The 19,421-nt window shown below is 66.8% G+C and carries 20 protein-coding genes and 1 tRNA gene; 8 read left to right on the forward strand and 13 right to left on the reverse strand.

The window, feature by feature from the left end:
• Positions 1-61: 61 nt before the first annotated feature.
• From F3I62_RS03620 to F3I62_RS03665, 10 genes are all read right to left on the reverse strand, one after another.
• Entirely contained in the window at positions 62-1,267 is a 1,206-nt protein-coding gene (locus F3I62_RS03620) for a methyltransferase (RefSeq protein WP_160488308.1), read from the reverse strand.
• Between the two features lie 58 nt (positions 1,268-1,325).
• Positions 1,326-2,015, reverse strand: a complete 690-nt coding sequence (locus F3I62_RS03625; RefSeq protein ID WP_160488309.1) for an ABC transporter permease — start codon at positions 2,013-2,015, stop codon at positions 1,326-1,328.
• On the reverse strand, positions 2,012-2,707 hold the full coding sequence (locus tag F3I62_RS03630) for an ABC transporter permease (protein WP_160488310.1): 696 nt from the start codon (positions 2,705-2,707) through the stop codon (positions 2,012-2,014). The genes F3I62_RS03625 and F3I62_RS03630 overlap by 4 nt, the downstream gene beginning before the upstream one ends.
• A 58-nt stretch (positions 2,708-2,765) precedes the next feature.
• Complete coding sequence (locus F3I62_RS03635) at positions 2,766-3,518, reverse strand: ABC transporter substrate-binding protein (protein ID WP_160488311.1); 753 nt, start codon at positions 3,516-3,518, stop codon at positions 2,766-2,768.
• Positions 3,519-3,531: 13 nt separating this feature from the next.
• A complete protein-coding gene (locus tag F3I62_RS03640; protein ID WP_160488312.1) occupies positions 3,532-4,305 on the reverse strand; it encodes an ABC transporter ATP-binding protein in 774 nt (257 codons plus the stop codon).
• A 380-nt stretch (positions 4,306-4,685) separates the two neighbouring features.
• Positions 4,686-4,761 (reverse strand) — tRNA-Phe (locus F3I62_RS03645).
• Positions 4,762-4,888: 127 nt separating this feature from the next.
• A complete protein-coding gene (locus tag F3I62_RS03650; protein WP_160080139.1) occupies positions 4,889-5,161 on the reverse strand; it encodes an oxidative damage protection protein in 273 nt (90 codons plus the stop codon).
• A complete protein-coding gene (gene mutY / locus F3I62_RS03655) occupies positions 5,158-6,225 on the reverse strand; it encodes an A/G-specific adenine glycosylase (protein ID WP_160488313.1) in 1,068 nt (355 codons plus the stop codon). The genes F3I62_RS03650 and mutY overlap by 4 nt, the downstream gene beginning before the upstream one ends.
• Positions 6,222-8,447 (reverse strand): AsmA family protein, encoded by a 2,226-nt coding sequence (locus tag F3I62_RS03660; RefSeq protein ID WP_160488314.1) that lies wholly within the window; start codon positions 8,445-8,447, stop codon positions 6,222-6,224. The genes mutY and F3I62_RS03660 overlap by 4 nt, the downstream gene beginning before the upstream one ends.
• A gap of 51 nt (positions 8,448-8,498) precedes the next feature.
• Complete coding sequence (locus tag F3I62_RS03665; RefSeq protein ID WP_160488315.1) at positions 8,499-9,599, reverse strand: NAD(P)/FAD-dependent oxidoreductase; 1,101 nt, start codon at positions 9,597-9,599, stop codon at positions 8,499-8,501.
• A gap of 101 nt (positions 9,600-9,700) precedes the next feature.
• Here F3I62_RS03665 and F3I62_RS03670 point away from each other — a divergent pair, with 101 nt between their 5' ends.
• On the forward strand, positions 9,701-10,909 hold the full coding sequence (locus F3I62_RS03670; RefSeq protein ID WP_160488316.1) for a sterol desaturase family protein: 1,209 nt from the start codon (positions 9,701-9,703) through the stop codon (positions 10,907-10,909).
• A gap of 63 nt (positions 10,910-10,972) precedes the next feature.
• Here F3I62_RS03670 and F3I62_RS03675 read toward each other — a convergent pair whose 3' ends face one another.
• The gene (locus tag F3I62_RS03675) at positions 10,973-11,371 is read right to left on the reverse strand and encodes an acetyl-CoA sensor PanZ family protein (RefSeq protein ID WP_160488317.1); all 399 of its coding nucleotides are present in this window, start codon (positions 11,369-11,371) and stop codon (positions 10,973-10,975) included.
• A 145-nt stretch (positions 11,372-11,516) separates the two neighbouring features.
• Between F3I62_RS03675 and hisB the strand changes: the two genes are divergently transcribed.
• The 7 genes from hisB (at position 11,517) to F3I62_RS03710 (ending at position 16,597) form a co-directional block, all read left to right on the forward strand.
• Positions 11,517-12,110: an imidazoleglycerol-phosphate dehydratase HisB gene (hisB, locus tag F3I62_RS03680; RefSeq protein ID WP_160080151.1), complete on the forward strand. Its 594-nt coding sequence runs from the start codon at positions 11,517-11,519 to the stop codon at positions 12,108-12,110.
• Positions 12,111-12,749, forward strand: a complete 639-nt coding sequence (gene hisH, locus F3I62_RS03685; protein ID WP_160488318.1) for an imidazole glycerol phosphate synthase subunit HisH — start codon at positions 12,111-12,113, stop codon at positions 12,747-12,749. It abuts the gene before it with no gap.
• Positions 12,749-13,006 carry a DUF2164 domain-containing protein gene (locus tag F3I62_RS03690; RefSeq protein ID WP_160488319.1) on the forward strand — a complete coding sequence of 86 codons (258 nt, stop codon included), beginning with the start codon at positions 12,749-12,751 and terminating at the stop codon, positions 13,004-13,006. The genes hisH and F3I62_RS03690 overlap by 1 nt, the downstream gene beginning before the upstream one ends.
• Positions 13,007-13,044: 38 nt before the next feature.
• Positions 13,045-13,782 carry a 1-(5-phosphoribosyl)-5-[(5-phosphoribosylamino)methylideneamino]imidazole-4-carboxamide isomerase gene (hisA, locus tag F3I62_RS03695; RefSeq protein WP_160488320.1) on the forward strand — a complete coding sequence of 246 codons (738 nt, stop codon included), beginning with the start codon at positions 13,045-13,047 and terminating at the stop codon, positions 13,780-13,782.
• 85 nt (positions 13,783-13,867) lie between these two features.
• A complete protein-coding gene (gene hisF, locus F3I62_RS03700) occupies positions 13,868-14,638 on the forward strand; it encodes an imidazole glycerol phosphate synthase subunit HisF (RefSeq protein WP_160488321.1) in 771 nt (256 codons plus the stop codon).
• A gap of 287 nt (positions 14,639-14,925) precedes the next feature.
• Positions 14,926-15,681, forward strand: coding sequence for an ABC transporter substrate-binding protein (locus F3I62_RS03705; RefSeq protein ID WP_160488322.1), 756 nt, complete (start codon positions 14,926-14,928; stop codon positions 15,679-15,681).
• 157 nt (positions 15,682-15,838) lie between these two features.
• Positions 15,839-16,597: an ABC transporter substrate-binding protein gene (locus F3I62_RS03710; RefSeq protein ID WP_160488435.1), complete on the forward strand. Its 759-nt coding sequence runs from the start codon at positions 15,839-15,841 to the stop codon at positions 16,595-16,597.
• A gap of 195 nt (positions 16,598-16,792) precedes the next feature.
• Here F3I62_RS03710 and F3I62_RS03715 read toward each other — a convergent pair whose 3' ends face one another.
• Positions 16,793-18,100 (reverse strand): S41 family peptidase, encoded by a 1,308-nt coding sequence (locus F3I62_RS03715; RefSeq protein ID WP_160080161.1) that lies wholly within the window; start codon positions 18,098-18,100, stop codon positions 16,793-16,795.
• Positions 18,101-18,138: 38 nt separating this feature from the next.
• Positions 18,139-19,380 carry a murein hydrolase activator EnvC gene (locus F3I62_RS03720; protein ID WP_160488323.1) on the reverse strand — a complete coding sequence of 414 codons (1,242 nt, stop codon included), beginning with the start codon at positions 19,378-19,380 and terminating at the stop codon, positions 18,139-18,141.
• Positions 19,381-19,421: the final 41 nt, after the last annotated feature.

Consider the following 19,421-nt stretch of genomic DNA (forward strand, 5'->3'; position numbering starts at 1 on the left):
CGTTTCAGCAACTTCTGCAGAAACTACGCACAGAGTTATCCACAGCTTCTGTGGATGCTTGTCAGGGCCGCTCGGCGAGCAGTAGCAGGTTGCGCGGGCTCAAGGCATGGCTGCAGAAGCTGCCCAGTTGCACGCGGTAGCCCTGTTCTTCCAGGTACAGCGCGCGGTCCAGCACCAGCCACAGTTCCAGGGGGCGGCGGAACAGGTTGCGCAGCAGTTCCAGATTGCGCACCTGGGCCAGGCGCTGCCAGCCCCGGGCTTCGAGGTCCGACCAGTCACACTCCGGCGGTCTGGGCAGTTCCTTCAGGGCGGCCAGGTCGCGGCAGTAGTCGGCGAAGTCCTTGGTCAGCCAGGCGACCGGCAGGGAGGGGGTCGGCAGGTAGTGGTCGCTGCCGCGCAGTTGCCGTTGCAGCAGGTCGAAGGCCAGGCGGCGGGCCATGGAGCGGTCGCGTTGCTGGCGCACGCGCTGGCCGGCGGTGACGGTTTCGCTGAGCGGCAGGCCCAGGTCGTCGCGCGATAGCTGCAGGCTGGAGCCCCGCGCCGGACTGGATAGTGCGTGGTAGTGCGCGCCCTGAATGCGGTTGTAGCAGCAGGGAGCCACCGCCAGTTGCCGGCAGCCCTTGGCGCTGGCCAGTTGCAGCAGGCGTATATGCAGTTCGCCACAGGCGTGCAGGGCTACCGGGCTGTGCTCGGCGTGCAGCTGTTCGGCGGCATCGGCGGCCAGCACATCCTGTTGCCGGTGTTGCGCGGCGAGGTGCAGGCGCTCGCTCAGCCGTTGCCCGGCGCTGACCAGCTGCGGGTCGTGTTCGAGGCAGGTCAGCTGGCCGCCGTCGTGGGCCAGCAGGCGGCCGAGGTGGCCCTTGCCGGCGCACCAGTCGAGCCAGTGGCCGGGTTGCCGGTGGAATATCAGGCGGCTGGCGAAGGCCTCGATCTGCTGCCATTTGCGCCCCGGAACATCGACCGCGTAGTGCGCGGGCAGCGTTGGCGTCGCCCTGGCCGGCAGTTCGCCGAGCCGGCTCAGGGCCTGGGCGTGGGCGGCCAGGTGCGGGAAGGGCGCGGGTGCGGCGAGCAGATGCGGCTGGTTATGGCTGGCCTCGGCCTGCTCCAGGCTGCGCTGGCGCAGCCAGTGGGCCAGCTCGGCATGTTCATGTTCCCAGTCCAGCCGCAGGCTGGTGAACGGCTTGGGGCGCCACAGCTGCTGGTGGGCCAGGAGGAAACTGTCCAGCGCCTGGAAGCGTTCGAGCAGGGCGGGGCCGGTGAGGATCATGGCGGGTCTGGGCGAGTGAGGGGTGGCGTTCTCTCGGGGGAGAACGCCATTGGCGGGGTCAGCGACCCTGGCAGGCGTCCACGCGCAGCCAGCGTTCCAGCAGCTTGAAGGCACGCACCATGATGTAGGCGATGGCCAGGTAGAGCACGCCGGCGGCGAAGAAGAACTCGATGTCGACGTAGGTGCGGGCGTTGAGCGTGCGCGCCATGCCGGTCAGTTCGAGCAGGGTCACAGTGCTGGCCAGGGCGCTGGCCTTGAGCATCAGGATCACTTCGTTGCTGTAGGCCGGCAGGCCGATGCGCGCGGCGCGCGGCAGGATGATGTAGAACATGGTCTGCGCCCGCGACATGCCCAGGGCACGCGCCGCCTCGACCTCGCCCGGCGGTACGGACTGGATAGCGCCACGCAGGATCTCGGCGATATAGGCGGCGGTGTGCATGGTCATGGTGATGATCGCGCACCAGTACGGGTCGCGCAGGATCGGCCAGAGCGGCCCATAGCGCACGATGTCGAACTGGGCCAGGCCGTAGTAGATCAGGAACAGCTGTACCAGCAGCGGCGTGCCGCGGAAGAAGAAGATGTAGCCGTAGGGCAGGGCGCGCACGTACCAGTGGCGCGAAGCACGGGCGATGCCCATGGGCAGGGCGAGGATCAGCCCGGCGACCACCGCGATGGCCACCAGCTCGATGGTCAGGGCGGCGCCTTCGAGCAGCTTGGGCAGGTACTTGAAGATGATTTCCCAGTTCATGATGCGCTCCGCACAAAGCCCCGGCTGGCGCGCTTCTCGAGGAAGTGCATGCCGATCATGGCGAGGATGGTCAGGCCCAGGTAGATGAAGGCGGCGACCAGGAAGAAGGTGAAGGGCTCCTTGCTGGCGGTCACGGCGATCTGCGAGCGGCGCATGATTTCTTCCAGGCCGATCACCGAGACCAGCGCGGTGTCCTTCATCAGGATCATGAACAGATTGCCCAGGCCCGGCAGGGCGATGCGCCACATCTGAGGCAGGATCACCCGCCAGAGGATGCGCGAGCGCGACAGGCCGAGGGCCTGGCCGGCTTCGCGGTGGCCCTTGGGGATGGCCAGGATGGCGCCGCGGAACACCTCGGTGGCATAGGCGCCGAAGCACAGGCCGAGGGCGATGGTGCCGGCGGCGAAGGCGTTGAGTGCCAGCTCGGGGTTGCCCAGGGCCTCGCCGATACTGCGCATCAGGTTGACCGTGCCGAAATAGATCAGCAGCACCCAGAGCAGTTCGGGGACGCCGCGTACTATGGTCGAGTAGCTGCCGCCAAGCCATTGCAGCGACTTGTACGGCGAAGTCTTGGCCAGGGCGCCGAGCAGGCCGAGCACGAGGCCCAGGGCCAGCGCGCAGAGCGCCAACTGGATGGTCATCAGCGCGCCGGCAAACAGGGCCGGGCCGAATCCGTGGAGGTCGAGAGTCATCTGAGGGCTACTGCAAGGGACGGCCGCCGCCCGGCTGGGCGGCGACGGTCAGGCGGCATCAATAGATGCTGAAAGGGAAGTACTTGTCGTTGATCTGCTTGTAGGTACCGTCTTCGACGATGGCCTTCAGCGCAGCATTCAGCTTCTCGCGCAGCGGGTCGCCCTTGCGTACGGCGATGCCGATCTTGTCGTTGTCGAATACCGGCTCGCCCTTGAAGTCGAAGTCCTTGCCGGCATCGCTCTTCAGCCATTCCCAGTTGACGAACTTGTCGGCCAGCACGCCATCGAGGCGGCCCGAGGACAGGTCGAGGTAGGCGTTTTCCTGGGTGTCGTACAGCTTGATCTCGACCACGCCGTCCAGGTTGTCTTCCAGCCAGGTGCCGGCGATGGTGGCGCGCTGGGCACCGATCACCTTGCCTTTCAGGCTGGCCTTGTCGGTCTTGAAGTCGGCGCTCTTCGGTGCGATGAACTGCAGCTTGTTGGTGTAGTAAGCGTCGGTGAAGTCGACCGCCTGCTTGCGCTCTTCGGTAATCGACATGGACGCGGCGAGGAAGTCGAACTTCTTCGCGTTGAGGGCCGGGATGATGCCGTCCCAGTCGGAGGTGACCACTTCGCACTCGACGGCCATCTTGGCGCACAGGGCCTGGGCGATTTCCACGTCGAAGCCGCCGACCTTGCCGCTGGCGTCGATCAGGTTGAAGGGCGGGTAGGCGCCTTCGGTACCGATTTTCAGTTTGTCCGCTGCGATTGCGCTGCTGCCGAACGCCAGAGTGGCGACTGCGGCAAACAGGATCTTCTTATAGTTCTGCATGCGTATTGCTCCGTTAGCGATTGCTGGACATGAATTGTTTACAGCGTGCCGACTGCGGGTTGTCAAATACTTGGTCGGGCGAACCCTGTTCCTCTACCAGGCCCTGGTGGAGGAACACCACTTCACTGGATACCTGGCGAGCGAAGTTCATCTCGTGGGTAACCAGCAGCATCGTGCGTCCCTCGTCGGCAAGCGCGCGGATCACATTAAGCACTTCCTGTACCATTTCCGGGTCGAGGGCCGAAGTCGGCTCGTCGAACAGTATCACTTTCGGCTGCATGGCCAGGGTGCGCGCAATGGCGGCGCGCTGCTGCTGGCCACCGGAGAGCTGGTTGGGATAGGCGTGGCGCTTGTCGGCGATGCCGACCTTGGCCAGCAGCGCTTCGGCGATTTCGGTGGCCTCCGCCCTGCTCTTGCCGAGCACGCGGCGCGGTGCCTCGATGATGTTGTCGAGCACGCTCATGTGCGGCCACAGGTTGAAATTCTGGAAGACGAAGCCGATCTCGCTGCGCAGGCGATTGATCTGGCTGTTGTCGGCGGCGACCAGGTCGCCGTTCTTCGCGGCCTTCAGCTTGAGCTCTTCGCCGGCGACCAGGATCTGCCCCTGGTGCGGGTTTTCCAGCAGGTTGATGCAGCGCAGGAAGGTCGACTTGCCGGAACCGGATGAGCCAAGGATGGAGATCACATCACCGTCGCGCGCGGTCAGGGAGATGCCCTTGAGCACTTCGAGATCGCCGTAGCGTTTGTGCAGGTTACGTATTTCCAGCGCTGGCGTGGCTTCGGCCATGGGATGTCCTCTTGGTTGCGGATGCACTCCGGCTGCAGGCCGCCATCCTAGCGTGGGGCTGAACCTAGCATAGCGCCAACGGCAGCGCCAAGCCGCCAGCCGGCGCTATTGGCCGTGCCAGTGGCATGTTGTCGCATCGTTACAGTTGTGTGTCGCGCCCAAACAAAAAGCCCGACGCGTGGATCGGGCTTTGGCTGTTGCGGCCGGCTTTTTGGCCTGCCTGCAGTGTGCTGCGCAGTCTAATTGAGGCGGCAGCCGGGGTGAAGGCCGGGCGCGGCAGGCGGGATGCCCTGGGGCAAATCGCAGGCAATAAAAAACCGGCTCAAGGGCCGGTTCTTTAAGGTTTTCGGGTGATGTAGGCACCACCTGAAAACGAAAGGTGGTGCCCAGGGACGGAATCGAACCGCCGACACGGGGATTTTCAATCCCCTGCTCTACCGACTGAGCTACCTGGGCAACGGGGCGCAATTAAACGGATTTGCGACTGCGGTGTCAAGCGAGGAAAGAAAAAAATTTCAGCAAAGACGGGCGCTTACGATTGTCGGGCAGGTACGGGAGGGATTTCCCGCACCTGTCCACGGGCTTATGCGCTCGGCGGCACGTAGCCTTCGGCCTGGGCGTATTCCTCGCCGGAGAGGAACTTGTCCATCTCGGTCTGGAGGAATTTGCGGTCCTCGGCATTCATCATGTTCAGGCGCCGTTCATTGATCAGCATGGTCTGGTGTTTCTGCCATTCGTCCCAGGCCTGCTTGGACACGTTGTTGAAGATGTCCTCGCCTTTCGGGCCCGGGTAGGGCGGGCGCTCGAGGCCCGGGAGGTCTTGCTTGTGCTTGCGGCAGTGGACGGTGCGACTCATGACTCTTCTCCTGCATTCAGTTCTTGCGCGGCTCGCTTGAGGAGCTTCTTCACCGGGGCGGCCAGGCCCAGGCGCGGCGGGGTGGCGAGGTTATACCAGAGCCAGTCGCCCTCGGCCACGCCGGGGCTGGCGGCCTCGACCCGGACCAGCCAGGGTTCGATGGCCAGCTGGAAGTGGCTGAAAGTATGGGTCAGCCCGGCCAGTTCGCGACGCTTGCCCAGTTGCAGGGCGTGCTGGCTGGCCAGCGCTTCGAGGTCGGCCAGGTCGTCCAGCTCGGGCAGGCTCCACAGGCCGCCCCACAGGCCGCTCGACGGGCGGCGATAGAGCAGGATGGCGCCGTCGCGGTTGGCCAGCAGCGGCATCAGGGTGCGCTTGCGCGGCAGCTCCTTGCGCGGCTTGGCCACCGGGTAGCGGATTTCCAGGCCCAGCAGGTGTGCCTGGCAGCCGCTCTGCAGCGGGCAGATCAGGCAGCTCGGCTTGCTCCGGGTGCAGAGCGTGGCGCCCAGGTCCATCATCGCCTGGGTGTAGTGGTTGACCCGCTCCTCGGGGAGAAAGCGCTCGGCCACCTCCCACAACTGCCTGGCCACCTTCGGCTCGCCCGGATAGCCCTCCTGGGCCACGTAGCGGGCCAGCACGCGCTTGACGTTGCCGTCGAGAATCGGCGCGCGCAGGCCCATGCTCAGGCTGGCGATGGCGCCGGCGGTGGAGCGGCCGATGCCGGGCAGGGCGGTGAGCGCCTCGACGTCGCGGGGGAATTCGCCGCCGTGCTCGGCCATGACTATCTGCGCGGTCTTCTGCAGGTTGCGCGCGCGGCTGTAGTAGCCCAGGCCGGTCCACAGGTGCAGCACTTCGTCTTCCGCCGCCTCGGCCAGGTCCTGCACCGTGGGCAGGGCGTGCATGAAGCGGTCGAAGTAGTCGAGCACGGTGCTGACCTGGGTCTGCTGCAGCATGATTTCCGAGACCCACACCCGGTAGGGGTTGATGGCCTGCTGCCAGGGCAGGTCCTTGCGCCCGTGCTGGTCATACCAGGCCAGCACGGCGCCGTTGAACTGCGCGGGAGTCATCGGTTGAACAGGCCCTTGAGCGCGTCCTTGAGTTCCGGGCTGACCTTGTCACCGAGCTTCTCTTCGATCTTCTCCTCGAGCTTGGCCCCGGCCAGCTTGGCGGCGACCTTGCCGAGGCCGTCCTGATCCAGGCGGCAGGCCTTGGCGCCCAGCTCCAGCGGGCCGCGGCAGCGCAACGGCCACTCGATGCCGGCATAGCGTTCGTTGACCTGGCAGGCCGGGTCGGGCATGGCGCCCTTGTCGCCTTCGATGACGATGCCGACGCGGTAGTCCAGGCCCAGCACGCGCAGGTCGACATCGCCCTTGCCGTTGACCGTCAGGCCGGGGATGCGCGCCTTGAGGTCGGGGTTGCTGGCCACGCCGTTGTGGAAAGTCAGGTTGCCGTCGAGTTCCTCGAAGGGGGTGTCCTTGCCGCGCGGCTCACTGCTCAGCGACTTGCGGTTGAGGGTGGCGATGCCCTGGCACAGCTGCTGTTCCAGGTTGGCCTCGACCAGCACGCCCTGGCTCAGGCTGAAGCTGGCCTTGCCGTTGAGGGCGTCGATCCAGGCCTTCTGGCTGTTGCCCTGGGTGCGGATGTCGGCGTTCAGGTCGAGCAGGCCCTTGAGCGGGGCCTTTTCACCCTGGCTCTCGATGAGTTTTTCCACCGGGATATGGTTCAGCTGTTTCTGCACGGTGAGCAGCGGCACGTCCGGGCGCACGTCGAGCTGGGCCTGGGCGCTGAAGTTGCCGCCATGGAGGTCGCCGCGCAGCGCCTGCAGGGCCAGCACGCCGGCCTGGGCGCTGGCCTTGAGCTGGGCATCCTCGATCGGCAGCTGGTTCAGGGTCAGCAGGCCGAGGCCGAGCTCGGCCTGTACATCGAGCTTGCGCAGCGGCTCCAGCGGCAGCATCGGTGTGGTGCTCCAGGCCTGCTGGGTCGGTGCGCTCGGCAGCGGCGTGCTGCCGTTCTTGCCGGCGGCGGCCACCGCCTCCTTGACCTCGTTCTTGCGTGCGGCCCCGGCGCTGGCGTCCTTGTCCTTGGGCGGCAGGTAGCGGTCGAGGTCGAGCTTGTCGCCCTTGAGCTGCAGGCGCACGGCCTGCTTGGCGAAGTCGCTGACGGCCAGGTTGCCGCTGAAGCTGCTGTCGTCCAGCTGCAGGCTGAGTTCGTTGAGGGTCAGGCTGTTCGGCGTGCCGGCCAGGCGGGTGGACAGTTCGAACTGCTGCAGGCTGTTGCCGTCGCGCATGGCCGGCAGCTCGACGCCGAGGCCGCCGAGGAATTCGCGCAGGTTGAACTTGGCGATGGACAGGCCGCCCTGCAGTTGCGCGGTCTTGTCCAGGTCGCGCAGTTTCAGTTCGCCGATGGCGCGCAGCTGGTTGGCGCTGAGCTTGAGGCTGTTCCACTCGGCGACCTGGGCGGCCTGGTCGAGCAGCAGCTGGCCCTGGGTGGCGAAGGTCAGGGTCTTGCCCTGGAGCGGCTCGCCGGAGACTTCGCCGGCCAGCTTGAAGTCTTCCAGCTGGTAGCGCTTGAGTGCGCGGTCGAAGCGCAGCTGGGTCTGCAGCTCGGTCTTGGCGCGCAGCAGCGGCTGGTTGCTGGCGAGGAAGGCGCTCAGTTTGAGCGGGATGCTGGCGCCCTCGCGGATCGCCCCGCTGCTCAGTTCGATGCCTTCGGCGCTGAACTGGCGGCCGCTGCGCTGGTCGCGGTAGTCGATGCGCGAGTTGCTCACCGTCAGGCTGTCGATGTCCAGCTTGAGCGGGCGCGCGCTGGTCGCGGGGGGCGCGTCGGTGCTGGCCGGTGTCGCCGGCGTGGCCGCGGTCGGTGGGTTCGCGGTGCTGGTGGCCTGGGCCGGCTTGCCGATGTCCTCCCAGTTGCCGCGGCCCTTGGCATCGCGCTGCAGGGTCAGGTTGAGGCCGTCGACGCGGATGTCGCTCATCTGCACTTCCTTGCGCAGCAGCGGCAGCACGCGCACGGACAGGCCGAGCAGGCGCACGTCGGCGAAGGGTTGGTCCGGGGTGGCGGCGCTGGCCAGGGTGGCGTCGGTCAGCTCGAGGCCGAGCCAGGGGAACAGGCTCCAGCCGATATCGCCGTCCAGGGTCAGTTCCAGGTTGGCCTTGTCGCGGGCCAGCTGGCGGATCTCGTCCTTGTAGTCGTTGGGGTCGAACAGGTGGGTCAGGGCGAAGCCGAGGCCGACGACGATCAGCAGCAGTCCGAGGAAGACCAGACCCAGGATTTTGCCGATAGATTTCATGGACGCGTCCTTGTTTGGATGACATTTCTGGGCGCCGAGTATAGCGCCGGCTCAGAGGGCCGCGGCCACCTTCTCGGCGATCGCCAGGCTGGCGGTGAGGCCCGGCGACTCGATGCCGAACAGGTTGACCAGGCCGGGCAGGCCGTGGCCGGCAGGGGTTTGGATGACGAAGTCGGCGGGCGGTTCCCCGGCGCCGCTGAGCTTGGGCCGCACGCCGCTGTAGCCGGGCTGCAGGCGGGTGGGGTCGAGGCCGGGGAAATAGCGGCGGATCGCCATGGCGAAAGGGGCGCGCAGCTGCTCGTCGACGCGGTAGTCCAGGGTGTCCAGGTAGTGCACGTCCGGACCGAAGCGCAGCTGGCCGCCGAGGTCGAGGGTGGCGTGTATGCCGAGGCCGGCGGTGTTGGCTTCCGGCATCGGGTAGATCAGGTGCTGGAACGGGCTGCGCCCGCGGTAGCCGAAGTAGCGGCCCTGGCACAGGTGCAGCGGCGGCACCTGGTGCAGGCCGGCGGTCTGCGCAGCCAGCTCCTGGGCGAACAGGCCGCCGGCGTTGACCACCCGTTGGGCGCGCAGCTGGAACGGCTCGCCGGCGCTGACGCCTTCGGCCAGCCAGCCGCCGGCGCCGGGCAGCAGGCGTTCGATACGGGTGCGCAGTACCAGTTGCGCGCCGCGGGCCTCGGCGGCGGCCAGCAGGGACTGCAGGTAGGCGTGGCTGTCGATGATCCCGGTGCTCGGCGACAGCAGGCCGGCGACCGCGCGGACCGCCGGTTCCAGGCGTTGCAGCGCGGCGCGGTCGAGGGGCTGCAGGTCACCGACGCCGCAGGCCGCGGCATTGGCCTGGAGTTTTTCCAGTTGGGCGATCTCCGCCGCGTCCACCGCCACCAGCAACTTGCCGATCCGCCGGTTAGCCACGCCCTGGGCGGCGCACCAGGCATACAGGCGCTCGCGGCCTTCCCGGCACAGCTCGGCCTTGAGCGAGCCGGGCGGGTAGTACAGGCCGGCGTGGATCACCTCGGAATTGCGGCTGGAGCCGTGGCTGCCGATCAGGGTCTCTGCCTCGACGATCAGCAGGCTCTGCCCGGGGTTGGCCAGGCGGGCGGCGCAGGCCAGGCCGAGGACGCCGGCGCCGATGATCAGGGTGTCGATGCTATGCATGCTGGCTGGCGTGAACGGTGGCTGGAATTGGCAGCTCGGGCGGTGTTGCCGCGCGGCATACGGCGTTAGGCTGGGAGCATAACAAGAACCGGGAGGCGCCCATGAATGTCGCCGTGATGGCCGTGCCGCTGTACATCCTGCTGATCCTGCTGGAGCTGGCTTACGAGCACCATAGCGGGCGCCACACCTATCGCCTGGCGGATGCCGCCACCAGCATCAACACCGCGGTGCTGCGCGTGTTGCTGGAAGGGCCGCTGCGCCTGCTGCTGGTGATCCCCTATGCCTGGCTGTACGAACATGCGCGGCTACTGGAACTGGACGCCGCTTCGCCCTGGACCTGGCTGCTCGGCTTCGTCGCCGTGGACTTCTGCTTCTACTGGGCGCACCGCAGCCTGCATCGCTACAACCTGCTGTGGGGCGCGCACCAGCCGCACCACTCCAGCGAGGACTTCAACCTGTCCACCGCGCTGCGCAAGGGCGCCTTCCAGACCGCCTTCGACTGGCCGTTCTACCTGCCGCTGGCGCTGCTCGGCCTGCCGCTGCCGTTGTTCCTGCTGTTGCTCGGCGCGCAGCTGGTCTACCAGTTCTGGATCCACAGCCAGCATATCGGCCGCCTGGGATTCCTCGAGTGGTTCATGGTCACGCCGAGCAATCATCGCGTGCACCACGGGCAGAACGACTGTTACATCGACAAGAACCACGGCGGCGTGTTCATCCTCTGGGATCGCCTGTTCGGTACCTTCGCCGACGAGCGCGAGCCGGTGCGCTTCGGGGTGACCACGCCGGTGCGTACCTTCGACCCGATCCGCCTGCAGTTCTCCTGGTGGCGGCTGCTGTGGGCCGATGCCCTTGCGACTCGCTCCTGGCGGGACAAGCTGCGCCTGTGGTGGATGCCCACCGGCTGGCGCCCGGCGGATGTGCAGGCGCGGCCCTGGCCGAAGATGGGCGACGAGCTGTTCCAGGCGCGCTATCCGGCCAGCCTGCGCTGGTATGCCTTCCTGCAGTTCGTGGCGATCAATGCCATGGCCCTGTGCTTCCTGGCCAGCGTCAAACGCGCCGCCGTGTGGGAGCCCTGGCTGCTGGTGCTGGCGATCCTCAGCGGCTGCGTCAGCCTCGGCCTGCTGTTCGAGGGCAAACGCCGGTTGTGGTCGCTGGAGGTGCTGCGCCTGCTGGCGCTGGCCGGTCTGGCGTTGGGCTGGGGGCTGTGGCTGGTGCCGGCGCAGTGGTTGCTCGGCCTGCTGCTGGCCGGGCTGTGTGCGGTCAGCCTGCTATGGCTGTGGTGGCTGGCGGCACCCGCTAGGTTGGGTTGAGTGCAGCGAAGCCCAACGGACGAATGGTCAGGCGGCTCCACAGTCTTCGCGCCTCAAGCCAGCCTACAGGCTGTCCAGTGGCAGGCCGCTGCGGGCGGCCAGGGCCTGGCTTTCCAGATGATCCTTCGGCGCGGCCAGGTGCAGCGGCTGGCCGGCCTCGCGGGCCATGCGCTGGGCTTCGTCGAGGAGGCGCCGGGCCACGCCGCGCTTGCGCGTGACCTTGCGCACGCACAGGTGCGACAGGCGCCAACAGTCTGCATCGCGGCTCAGCAGGGCGGCGCCGAGCAGGCGATCGTTGAAGCGCCCGGCGATCAGCCGGCCCTCGCCGATGCCGCCGGCGATCAGCGCATCAGCACTGGCGTAGGGCGCCAGCAGCCAGTCCGGGGCGTCGGCGTAGACCTTGGTCAGGTCGATGTGATCCTGGGCCGATGGACGGGTGACGATCTCGACAAACACGGGCATCGCGGCTTCCTCGCTGGCAGGTGGCGCAGTGTAAAGTCAGCTCAATCGGATCGATAGCCCCTCCGCAGCCGCCTTTGGGTAGCCGCCCAAGCCCCGCGCCGCCTATAATGGCCGCCTTTTCCGCAAGCATTTTCGGGAGCTGGTGATGGCCGAACGTACGGCATCCGTCGAGCGCAACACCCTGGAGACCCAGATCAAGGTCTCGATCAATCTGGATGGCACCGGCAAGGCCAAGTTCGATATTGGCGTGCCGTTCCTCGAGCACATGCTCGACCAGATCGCCCGCCACGGGCTGATCGACCTGGATATCCAGTGCAAGGGCGATCTGCACATCGACGACCACCACACCGTGGAAGACGTCGGCATCACCCTCGGCCAGGCCTTCGCCAAGGCCCTCGGCGACAAGAAGGGCATGACCCGCTACGGCCATTCCTACGTGCCGCTGGACGAGGCGCTGTCGCGTGTGGTGATCGACTTCTCCGGGCGTCCGGGCCTGCAGATGCACGTGCCGTTCACCCGCGCGGTGGTCGGCGGCTTCGATGTCGACCTGTTCCAGGAATTCTTCCAGGGCTTCGTCAATCACGCCCTGGTCAGCCTGCACATCGACAACCTGCGCGGGACCAACACCCACCACCAGATCGAGACGGTGTTCAAGGCCTTCGGCCGCGCCCTGCGCATGGCGGTGGAGCTGGACCCGCGGATGGCCGGGCAGATGCCGTCGACCAAAGGGTGCCTGTAAGTGCAGACGGTAGCTGTGATCGATTACGGCATGGGCAACCTGCACTCGGTGGCCAAGGCCCTCGAGCACGTCGGCGCCGGCCGAGTGCTGGTGACCAGCGACGCCCAGGTGATCCGCGAGGCCGATCGGGTGGTGTTCCCCGGTGTCGGCGCGATCCGCGACTGCATGGCCGAGATCAAGCGCCTGGGCTTCGACGAGCTGGTGCGCGAGGTCAGCGCCGACCGTCCGTTCCTCGGCATCTGCGTCGGCATGCAGGCCCTGCTGGAGCGCAGCGAGGAGAACGGCGGGGTCGACTGCATCGGCCTGTTCCCCGGCCAGGTACGCTTCTTCGGCAAGGACCTGGTTGAGGACGGCGAGCACCTGAAGGTGCCGCACATGGGCTGGAACCAGGTGGCGCAGGTGGTCGAGCACCCGCTGTGGCACGAGATCCCCGACCACGGTCGTTTCTATTTCGTGCACAGCTACTACATCGAGGCCGGCAACCCGGCCCAGGTGGTCGGCCGTGGTCACTACGGCAAGGACTTCGCCGCCGCGCTGGCCGAAGGCTCGAAGTTCGCCGTGCAGTTCCACCCGGAGAAGAGCCACACCCACGGCCTGCAGCTGCTGCAGAACTTCGTCGGCTGGGATGGCCGCTGGTAATGAGCCGGGGCAAGAAGGCGCCGGTCCTGAGTCTGGACGCCGCCCAGGAACAGGCCGCGCTGCACAGCCTCAAGCGCTTCCTCGAGGAGCGCTTCGAGCTGCGGCTGGGCTCCTTCGAGGTGCAGGAAGTGCTGGATCTGTTCAGCCGCGACATTGCCCCGCACTACTACAACAAGGCGATTGCCGATGTGCAGGTGGTGCTGTCCGACCGCTTCGCCAGTATCGAAAGCGACTTGTGGGCGCTCGAGAAGAGCTGACCTTTCACCGATTCTAAAGACTTGAGCAGGTTCAACCGATGCTGATTATCCCCGCTATCGATCTCAAGGACGGCGCCTGCGTGCGTCTGCGCCAGGGCCGCATGGAAGACTCCACGGTGTTTTCCGATGACCCGGTGAGCATGGCCGCCAAGTGGGTCGAGGGCGGTTGCCGCCGCCTGCATCTGGTCGACCTCAACGGCGCCTTCGAAGGCCAGCCGGTCAACGGCGAAGTGGTCACCGCCATCGCCAAGCGCTACCCGCACCTGCCGATCCAGATCGGCGGCGGCATCCGCTCGCTGGAAACCATCGAGCACTACGTCAAGGCTGGGGTCAGCTACGTGATCATCGGCACCAAGGCGGTCAAGCAGCCGGAGTTCGTCGCCGAGGCGTGCAAGGCCTTCCCGGGCAAGGTGATCGTCGGCCTGGACGCCAAGGACGGCTTCGTCGCCACCGACGGCTGGGCCGAGGTATCGACCGTGCAGGCCACCGATCTGGCCAGGCGCTTCGAGGCCGACGGGGTGTCCGCCATCGTCTACACCGACATCGCCAAAGACGGCATGATGCAGGGCTGCAACGTCGAGGCCACCGCGGCCCTGGCCGCGGCCAGCAAGATCCCGGTGATCGCCTCCGGCGGCATCCACAACCTCGGCGATATCGAGAAGCTGCTGCTGGCCCGCTCACCGGGCATCATCGGCGCCATCACCGGCCGGGCGATCTACGAAGGCACCCTGGACGTCGCCGAGGCCCAGGCCTTCTGCGACAGCTTCAAGGGTTAAGGGGAGGGCGCGCGGGGCCGCATAGGCCGCGCATGCCGCTGACAGGTTACTGGTGCGCACGGCGCACCCTACGAGAGAAGTCGCCATGGCGCTGGCTAAACGCATCATCCCTTGCTTGGACGTCGACAACGGCCGCGTGGTCAAGGGCGTGCAGTTCGAGAACATCCGCGACGCCGGCGACCCGGTGGAGATCGCCCGCCGCTACGACGAGCAGGGCGCCGACGAGATCACCTTCCTCGACATCACCGCCAGCGTCGACGGCCGCGACACCACCCTGCACACGGTGGAACGCATGGCCAGCCAGGTGTTCATCCCGCTGACGGTGGGCGGCGGCGTGCGCACCGTGCAGGACATCCGCAACCTGCTCAATGCCGGTGCAGACAAGGTGTCGATCAACACCGCCGCGGTGTTCAACCCCGAGTTCGTCGGCGAGGCCGCGCAGCGCTTCGGTTCGCAGTGCATCGTGGTGGCCATCGACGCCAAGAAGGTCTCGCTGCCGGGCGAAACCCCGCGCTGGGAAATCTTCACCCATGGCGGGCGCAAGCCGACCGGCCTGGATGCCGTGCTGTGGGCGAAGAAGATGGAAGACCTCGGCGCCGGCGAAATCCTCCTGACCAGCATGGACCAGGACGGCGTGAAGAGCGGCTACGACCTCGGCGTGACCCGCGCCATCAGCGAAACCGTGGGCATCCCGGTGATCGCCTCCGGCGGCGTTGGCAACCTCGAACACCTGGCCGCCGGCATCCTCGAAGGCAAGGCCGACGCGGTGCTGGCGGCGAGCATCTTCCACTTCGGCGAGTACAGCGTGCCGGAGGCCAAGGCCTACCTGGCCAGCCGCGGCATCGTGGTGCGCTGAGCTGCCTGCCGCGCTCGACCCGACGCCCGCTGCCCGCGGGCGTTTTTCATGGCGAGCGGAGTGGCTTGGCTGGTTCGCTTCTTGCCTGCCTCTGCGCCGCACGCGGCCGCCCGGCGGGCTATCGACCGACGTGATGCAGTTCCATGCAGGGCCCGTGCTGCGTGGCACTATCACGTTGTGTCGGGGTGAGTGAAAACTCACGGGTCACAAGGTGACGAGAACCGCGCGCCGGCTGTCCACTGTCAGGATGCCGCCAATCCTCCTCCCTAACTCTGGAGCTGTACTGCATGCTGAAATCTCTGCAAAAAGCCCTGCTGCTCGTCGGTCTGCTGCTGGCCGGTGCTGCACACGCCGAGCTGGACCCGGACTACAAGGTCATCCTGCTGACCGAGAACTTCCCGCCGTTCAACATGGCGGTGGACGAGAAGAACTTCGCCCGCGACGACAATATCGACGGCATCAGCGCCGACCTGGCGCGCGAAGTGTTCAAGCGCGCCGGGATCAACTACAGCCTGAGCCTGCGCTTCCCCTGGGACCGCATCTACCGCCTGACCCTGGACAAGGCCAACTACGGCCTGTTCTCCACCACCTATACCGAGGAGCGCAAGTCGCTGTTCAAGTGGGTCGGGCCGCTGGCCAAGAGCGAGTGGGTGCTGCTGGCGCCGCCGGGCAGCGACATCAAGGTGGCCAGCCTGAAGGAGGCGGCCCGCTACAAGATCGGCGCCTACAAGAACGATGCGGTCAGCCAGCACCTGGAAAGCCAGAAGCTCAAGCCGGTCAACTCGCTGCGCGACCAGGAGAACGTGGCCAAGCTGATGGGCGGGCAGATCGACCTGTGGGCGACCACCGACCCGGTCGGCCGCTACCTGGCGCGCCAGGAAGGGGTGAGCGGCCTGCAGGTGGTGCTGCGCTTCAACAGCGCCGAGCTGTACCTGGCGCTGAACAAGGAGACCCCGGACGAGGTGGTCGAGCGCCTGCAGAAGGCTCTCGACGAGCTGCGCAGCGAAGGCGTGGTCGAGCAGATCACCAGCAGCTACCTCTGAGCCGTCGCGCCGCCGGCGTGACCATCCGCACTGGCGTGGGGTGAGCTTCATGCTAACCTGCGCCGCCCCGGCGGCTGCCTGAGCTCACGCCTGCCGAGGCGCGGCCGGATAGCTCGCGCGCCGCCCGTCTCTTTTGACTGTCAAGGAAATGGATATGTTGTTGAAGCGTCTGACTATGGCGGTGCTGGGCCTGGGCCTGCTGTTTTCCGCCCTGGCCCGTGCCGAACTGCCAGCCGACTACAGGGTCGTGCTGCTGACCGAGAACTTCCCGCCCTACAACATGGCGACCAACGGCAAGAACTACGCCCGCGAGGAAAACCTCGACGGCATCGCCGTGAAGGTGGTCGGCGAGATGTTCAAGAAGGCCGGCATCCAGTACCACATGACCCTGCGCTTCCCCTGGGCGCGCATCTACAAGATGGCCCTGGAACTGCCCGACCATGGCGTGTTCGTGACGGCCAAGCTGCCGGAGCGGGAAAAGCTGTTCAAGTGGGTCGGCCCGATCGGTCCGGACGACTGGGTGATGCTGGCCAAGGCCGACAGCCCGATTACCCTGCTCAGCCTGGAGCAGGCCAAGCAGTACCGCATCGGCGCCTACAAGGGCGACGCCATCTCGGAGTATCTGCTCAAGCAGGGCCTGGAGCCGCTCAGCTCGCTGCGCGACCAGGAGAACGTGGCCAAGCTGATGGGCGGGCAGATCGACCTGTGGGCCACCGGCGACCCCGCCGGCCGCTACCTGGCCAAGCTGGAGGGCGTCAGCGGGCTGAAGACCGTGCTGCGCTTCGACAGCGCCGAGCTGTATCTGGCCCTCAACCCGGAAACCCCGGACGAGGTGGTCGAGCGCCTGCAGAAGGCCCTCGACCAGATGCGCGCCGATGGCACGGTGGACAAGATCTTCCAGAGCTACGTGGAGTAATTCCGGCGGACATGAAAAACCCGGGCTTGCCCGGGTTTTTTGTGACTGCGGCGCAGAGCCTGTTTAGGGTCTTTTGAGCTAGAGCCAGGCAAGGCGAAATTGGGCGAGGACGCGGAGTTTACGAGGTGTAAATGAGCAGTCCGAGCCCAATTTCAACGCAGCATGGCCGACGATCAAGAGATCCAAGGCAGGTTCTCAGTCGCCGCGGGTCACGCTCAGGCCCTTCAGCAGGTTGAGCGCCTGGCTCAGCTGGTAGTCGTCGTCCTGCGGCCGTGCCGGCTTCTCGCTCTTCTTGCCGCTGGGCTTGTCGGCGCCGCCGTTGCCATTGCCCAGGTGGCCCTGCAGGTCGGCTTCCTTGATGCTCTCGCTGTCCTGCTCGCGGGTCAGCTTGGCGCGCGCCACCTCGATGTCCGGCACGATGCCCTGGGCCTGGATCGAACGGCCCTTGGGCGTGTAGTACAGGGCGGTGGTCAGCTTCAGGGCGCGGTCGTTGTTCAGCGGCAGCACGGTCTGCACCGAGCCCTTGCCGAAGCTGTCGGTGCCCATCAGCACGCCGCGCTTGTGGTCCTGCAGGGCGCCGGCGACGATTTCCGAGGCCGAGGCGCTGCCGCCGTTGATCAGCACCACCAGCGGCACGCCTTCGCTGGCGTCGGCCGGGTCGGCGTTGAAACGCAGCTCGGAGTTGGCGATCCGACCCTCGGTGTAGACGATCAGGCCCTTCTTGAGGAAGTGGTCGGTGACCTCCACCGCCGCCTGCAGCACGCCGCCGGGGTTGTTGCGCAGGTCGAGGACCAGGCCGCGCAGCTTGCCGCCATTGTCCTTGCGCAGCTTGGCTAGGGCCTTGCCGACTTCCTCGCCGGTATTGATCTGGAACTGGGTGATGCGCAGCAGGCCGTAGCCGTCCTCGAGCAGCTGGCTCTTCACGCTCTTGACCTTGATCACCGCGCGGGTCAGTTCCACATCGAACGGCTGGCCGCCTTCGCGCACCAGGGTCAGGACGATCTTGCTGCCGGCCTTGCCGCGCATCTTGTCCACCGCTTCCATCAGCGACAGGCCCTTGGTCGGCTGGCCGTCGATCTTGAAGATCAGGTCGCCGGGCTGGATGCCGGCGCGCGAGGCCGGGGTGTCGTCGATCGGCGTGACCACCTTGAGGAAGCTGTCCTCCACGCCGACTTCTATCCCTAGGCCGCCGAATTCGCCGCTGGTGCTTTCCTGCAGCTCGGCGAAGGCTTCCGGCTCCAGGTAGGCGGAGTGCGGATCGAGGTTGCTGAGCATGCCCTTGATGGCGTTTTCCAGCAGGGTCTTGTCGTCCACCGGCTCGACATAGGCCGACTTGATGCGGTCCATCACCTCGGCGAAGGTGCGCAGTTCATCCAGCGGCAAGGGCGCCTTGGCGTTTTCCACCGGGGCCGCCACCGGCTCGGGCGCGGCCTGCAGGGCGGGGCTGCCCGCCAGCAGGCCGAGGGCCAGGGCGAGGGGGGTGAGGCGGTGGAAATGCGACATGTGAACTCCCAGGAATAATTGCGGGCGGCCTCGGGCGGTCAGCCGCGGCACCACTGTGCGGGGTCGCTCGGGCGGCCCTGCTGGCGAATGGCGAAATACAGGGCGGGCGTGTCCTGCCCGCCACTGGTGCCGACGGTGGCGATCGATTCGCCGGCCCGGACTATGTCGCCGGCCTCTTTGAGCAGGCTTTGGTTGTGGCCGTACAGGCTCAGGTAGCCGTTGCCGTGATCGAGGATGACCAGAAGCCCGGCGCCGCGCAACCAGTCGGCGAACACCACCCGCCCGCCGTGCACCGCATGCACCTGGCTGCCGGCGCTGGCGCCGATCAGCACGCCGTCCCACTTGGTGCGCGCATCGCCGCCGCGCGGCGTGCCATAGCGCGCCACCACCCGGCCGTTGACCGGCCACGGCAGCTTGCCCTTGGCCTTGGCGAAGGGGCCGCCGTAGCTGGCGCCGCTGCTGGTCACGGCCGGGCCGAGGGCCAGCGGCTGGCTGTTCGGCTGGCGCGCCTGCTGCTGTTCGAGCAGGGCCAGGCGCCGTGCTTCCTCGGCTTCACGCGCCTGGCGGGCGAGGGTTGCCTCGATGGTCTTGAGCACGCGGGTCAGTTCGGCCTGTTCCTGCTGGCGCGCCTTGAGCTTGTGGTCGCCGGCGCTGTACTGCTTGTTCAGCTTGGCCAGGGCCTGCTGGCGCTCCTTGCGCGCTTCGGCGAGCTGCTCGCGGCGGCTGTCCAGGGCGCTTTTCTGTTCGCCCAGCTGGGCCTGCTGGGTGGCGATGTCGGTTTCGATATTGGCCAGCTGGCGCAGGGTTTCGTTGAACGCGGCCAGCTGCTCCAGGCGCGCCTGGCCGAGGTAGTCGTAATAGGTGAGGGTGCGCGAGAACTTTTCCGGCTGCTGCTGGTTGAGCAGCAGGCGCAGCGGCTCCTGCTGGCCGCCCTGGTAGGCGGCGCGGGCCTGGATGCCGATCAGGCGCTGCTGTTCAAGGCGCGATTGCTGGAGTTTTTTTTTCTCCTGGTCGAGGCGCTGCAGTTCCTCCTCGCTCTTGTTCATCTCCTGCTGCAGGCCCTTGACCTGCTTCTCCAGCTGGCCCATCTCGCTTTCGGTGCGCTTGAGGTCCTTCTGCACCCCGGATTTTTCTTTCTGCAGCTGTTCGAGCAGCTTCTTCAGCTCGGCGACATCGGCGCGCGCGGCCTCCAGCTGTTGCTGGGCGGCGGCTTTCTCGTCGGCGAAGGCGGCCGGGGCGAGCAGGCTGGTCAGGACTATCAGGGCGAGTGCGCGAAACATGGGCTGTGCAGCACCTGGAGCGGGGAGTCGGCCTAGTATGC

Source organism: Pseudomonas sp. R-28-1W-6 (genome assembly GCF_009799925.1).
Classification (GTDB): domain Bacteria; phylum Pseudomonadota; class Gammaproteobacteria; order Pseudomonadales; family Pseudomonadaceae; genus Aquipseudomonas.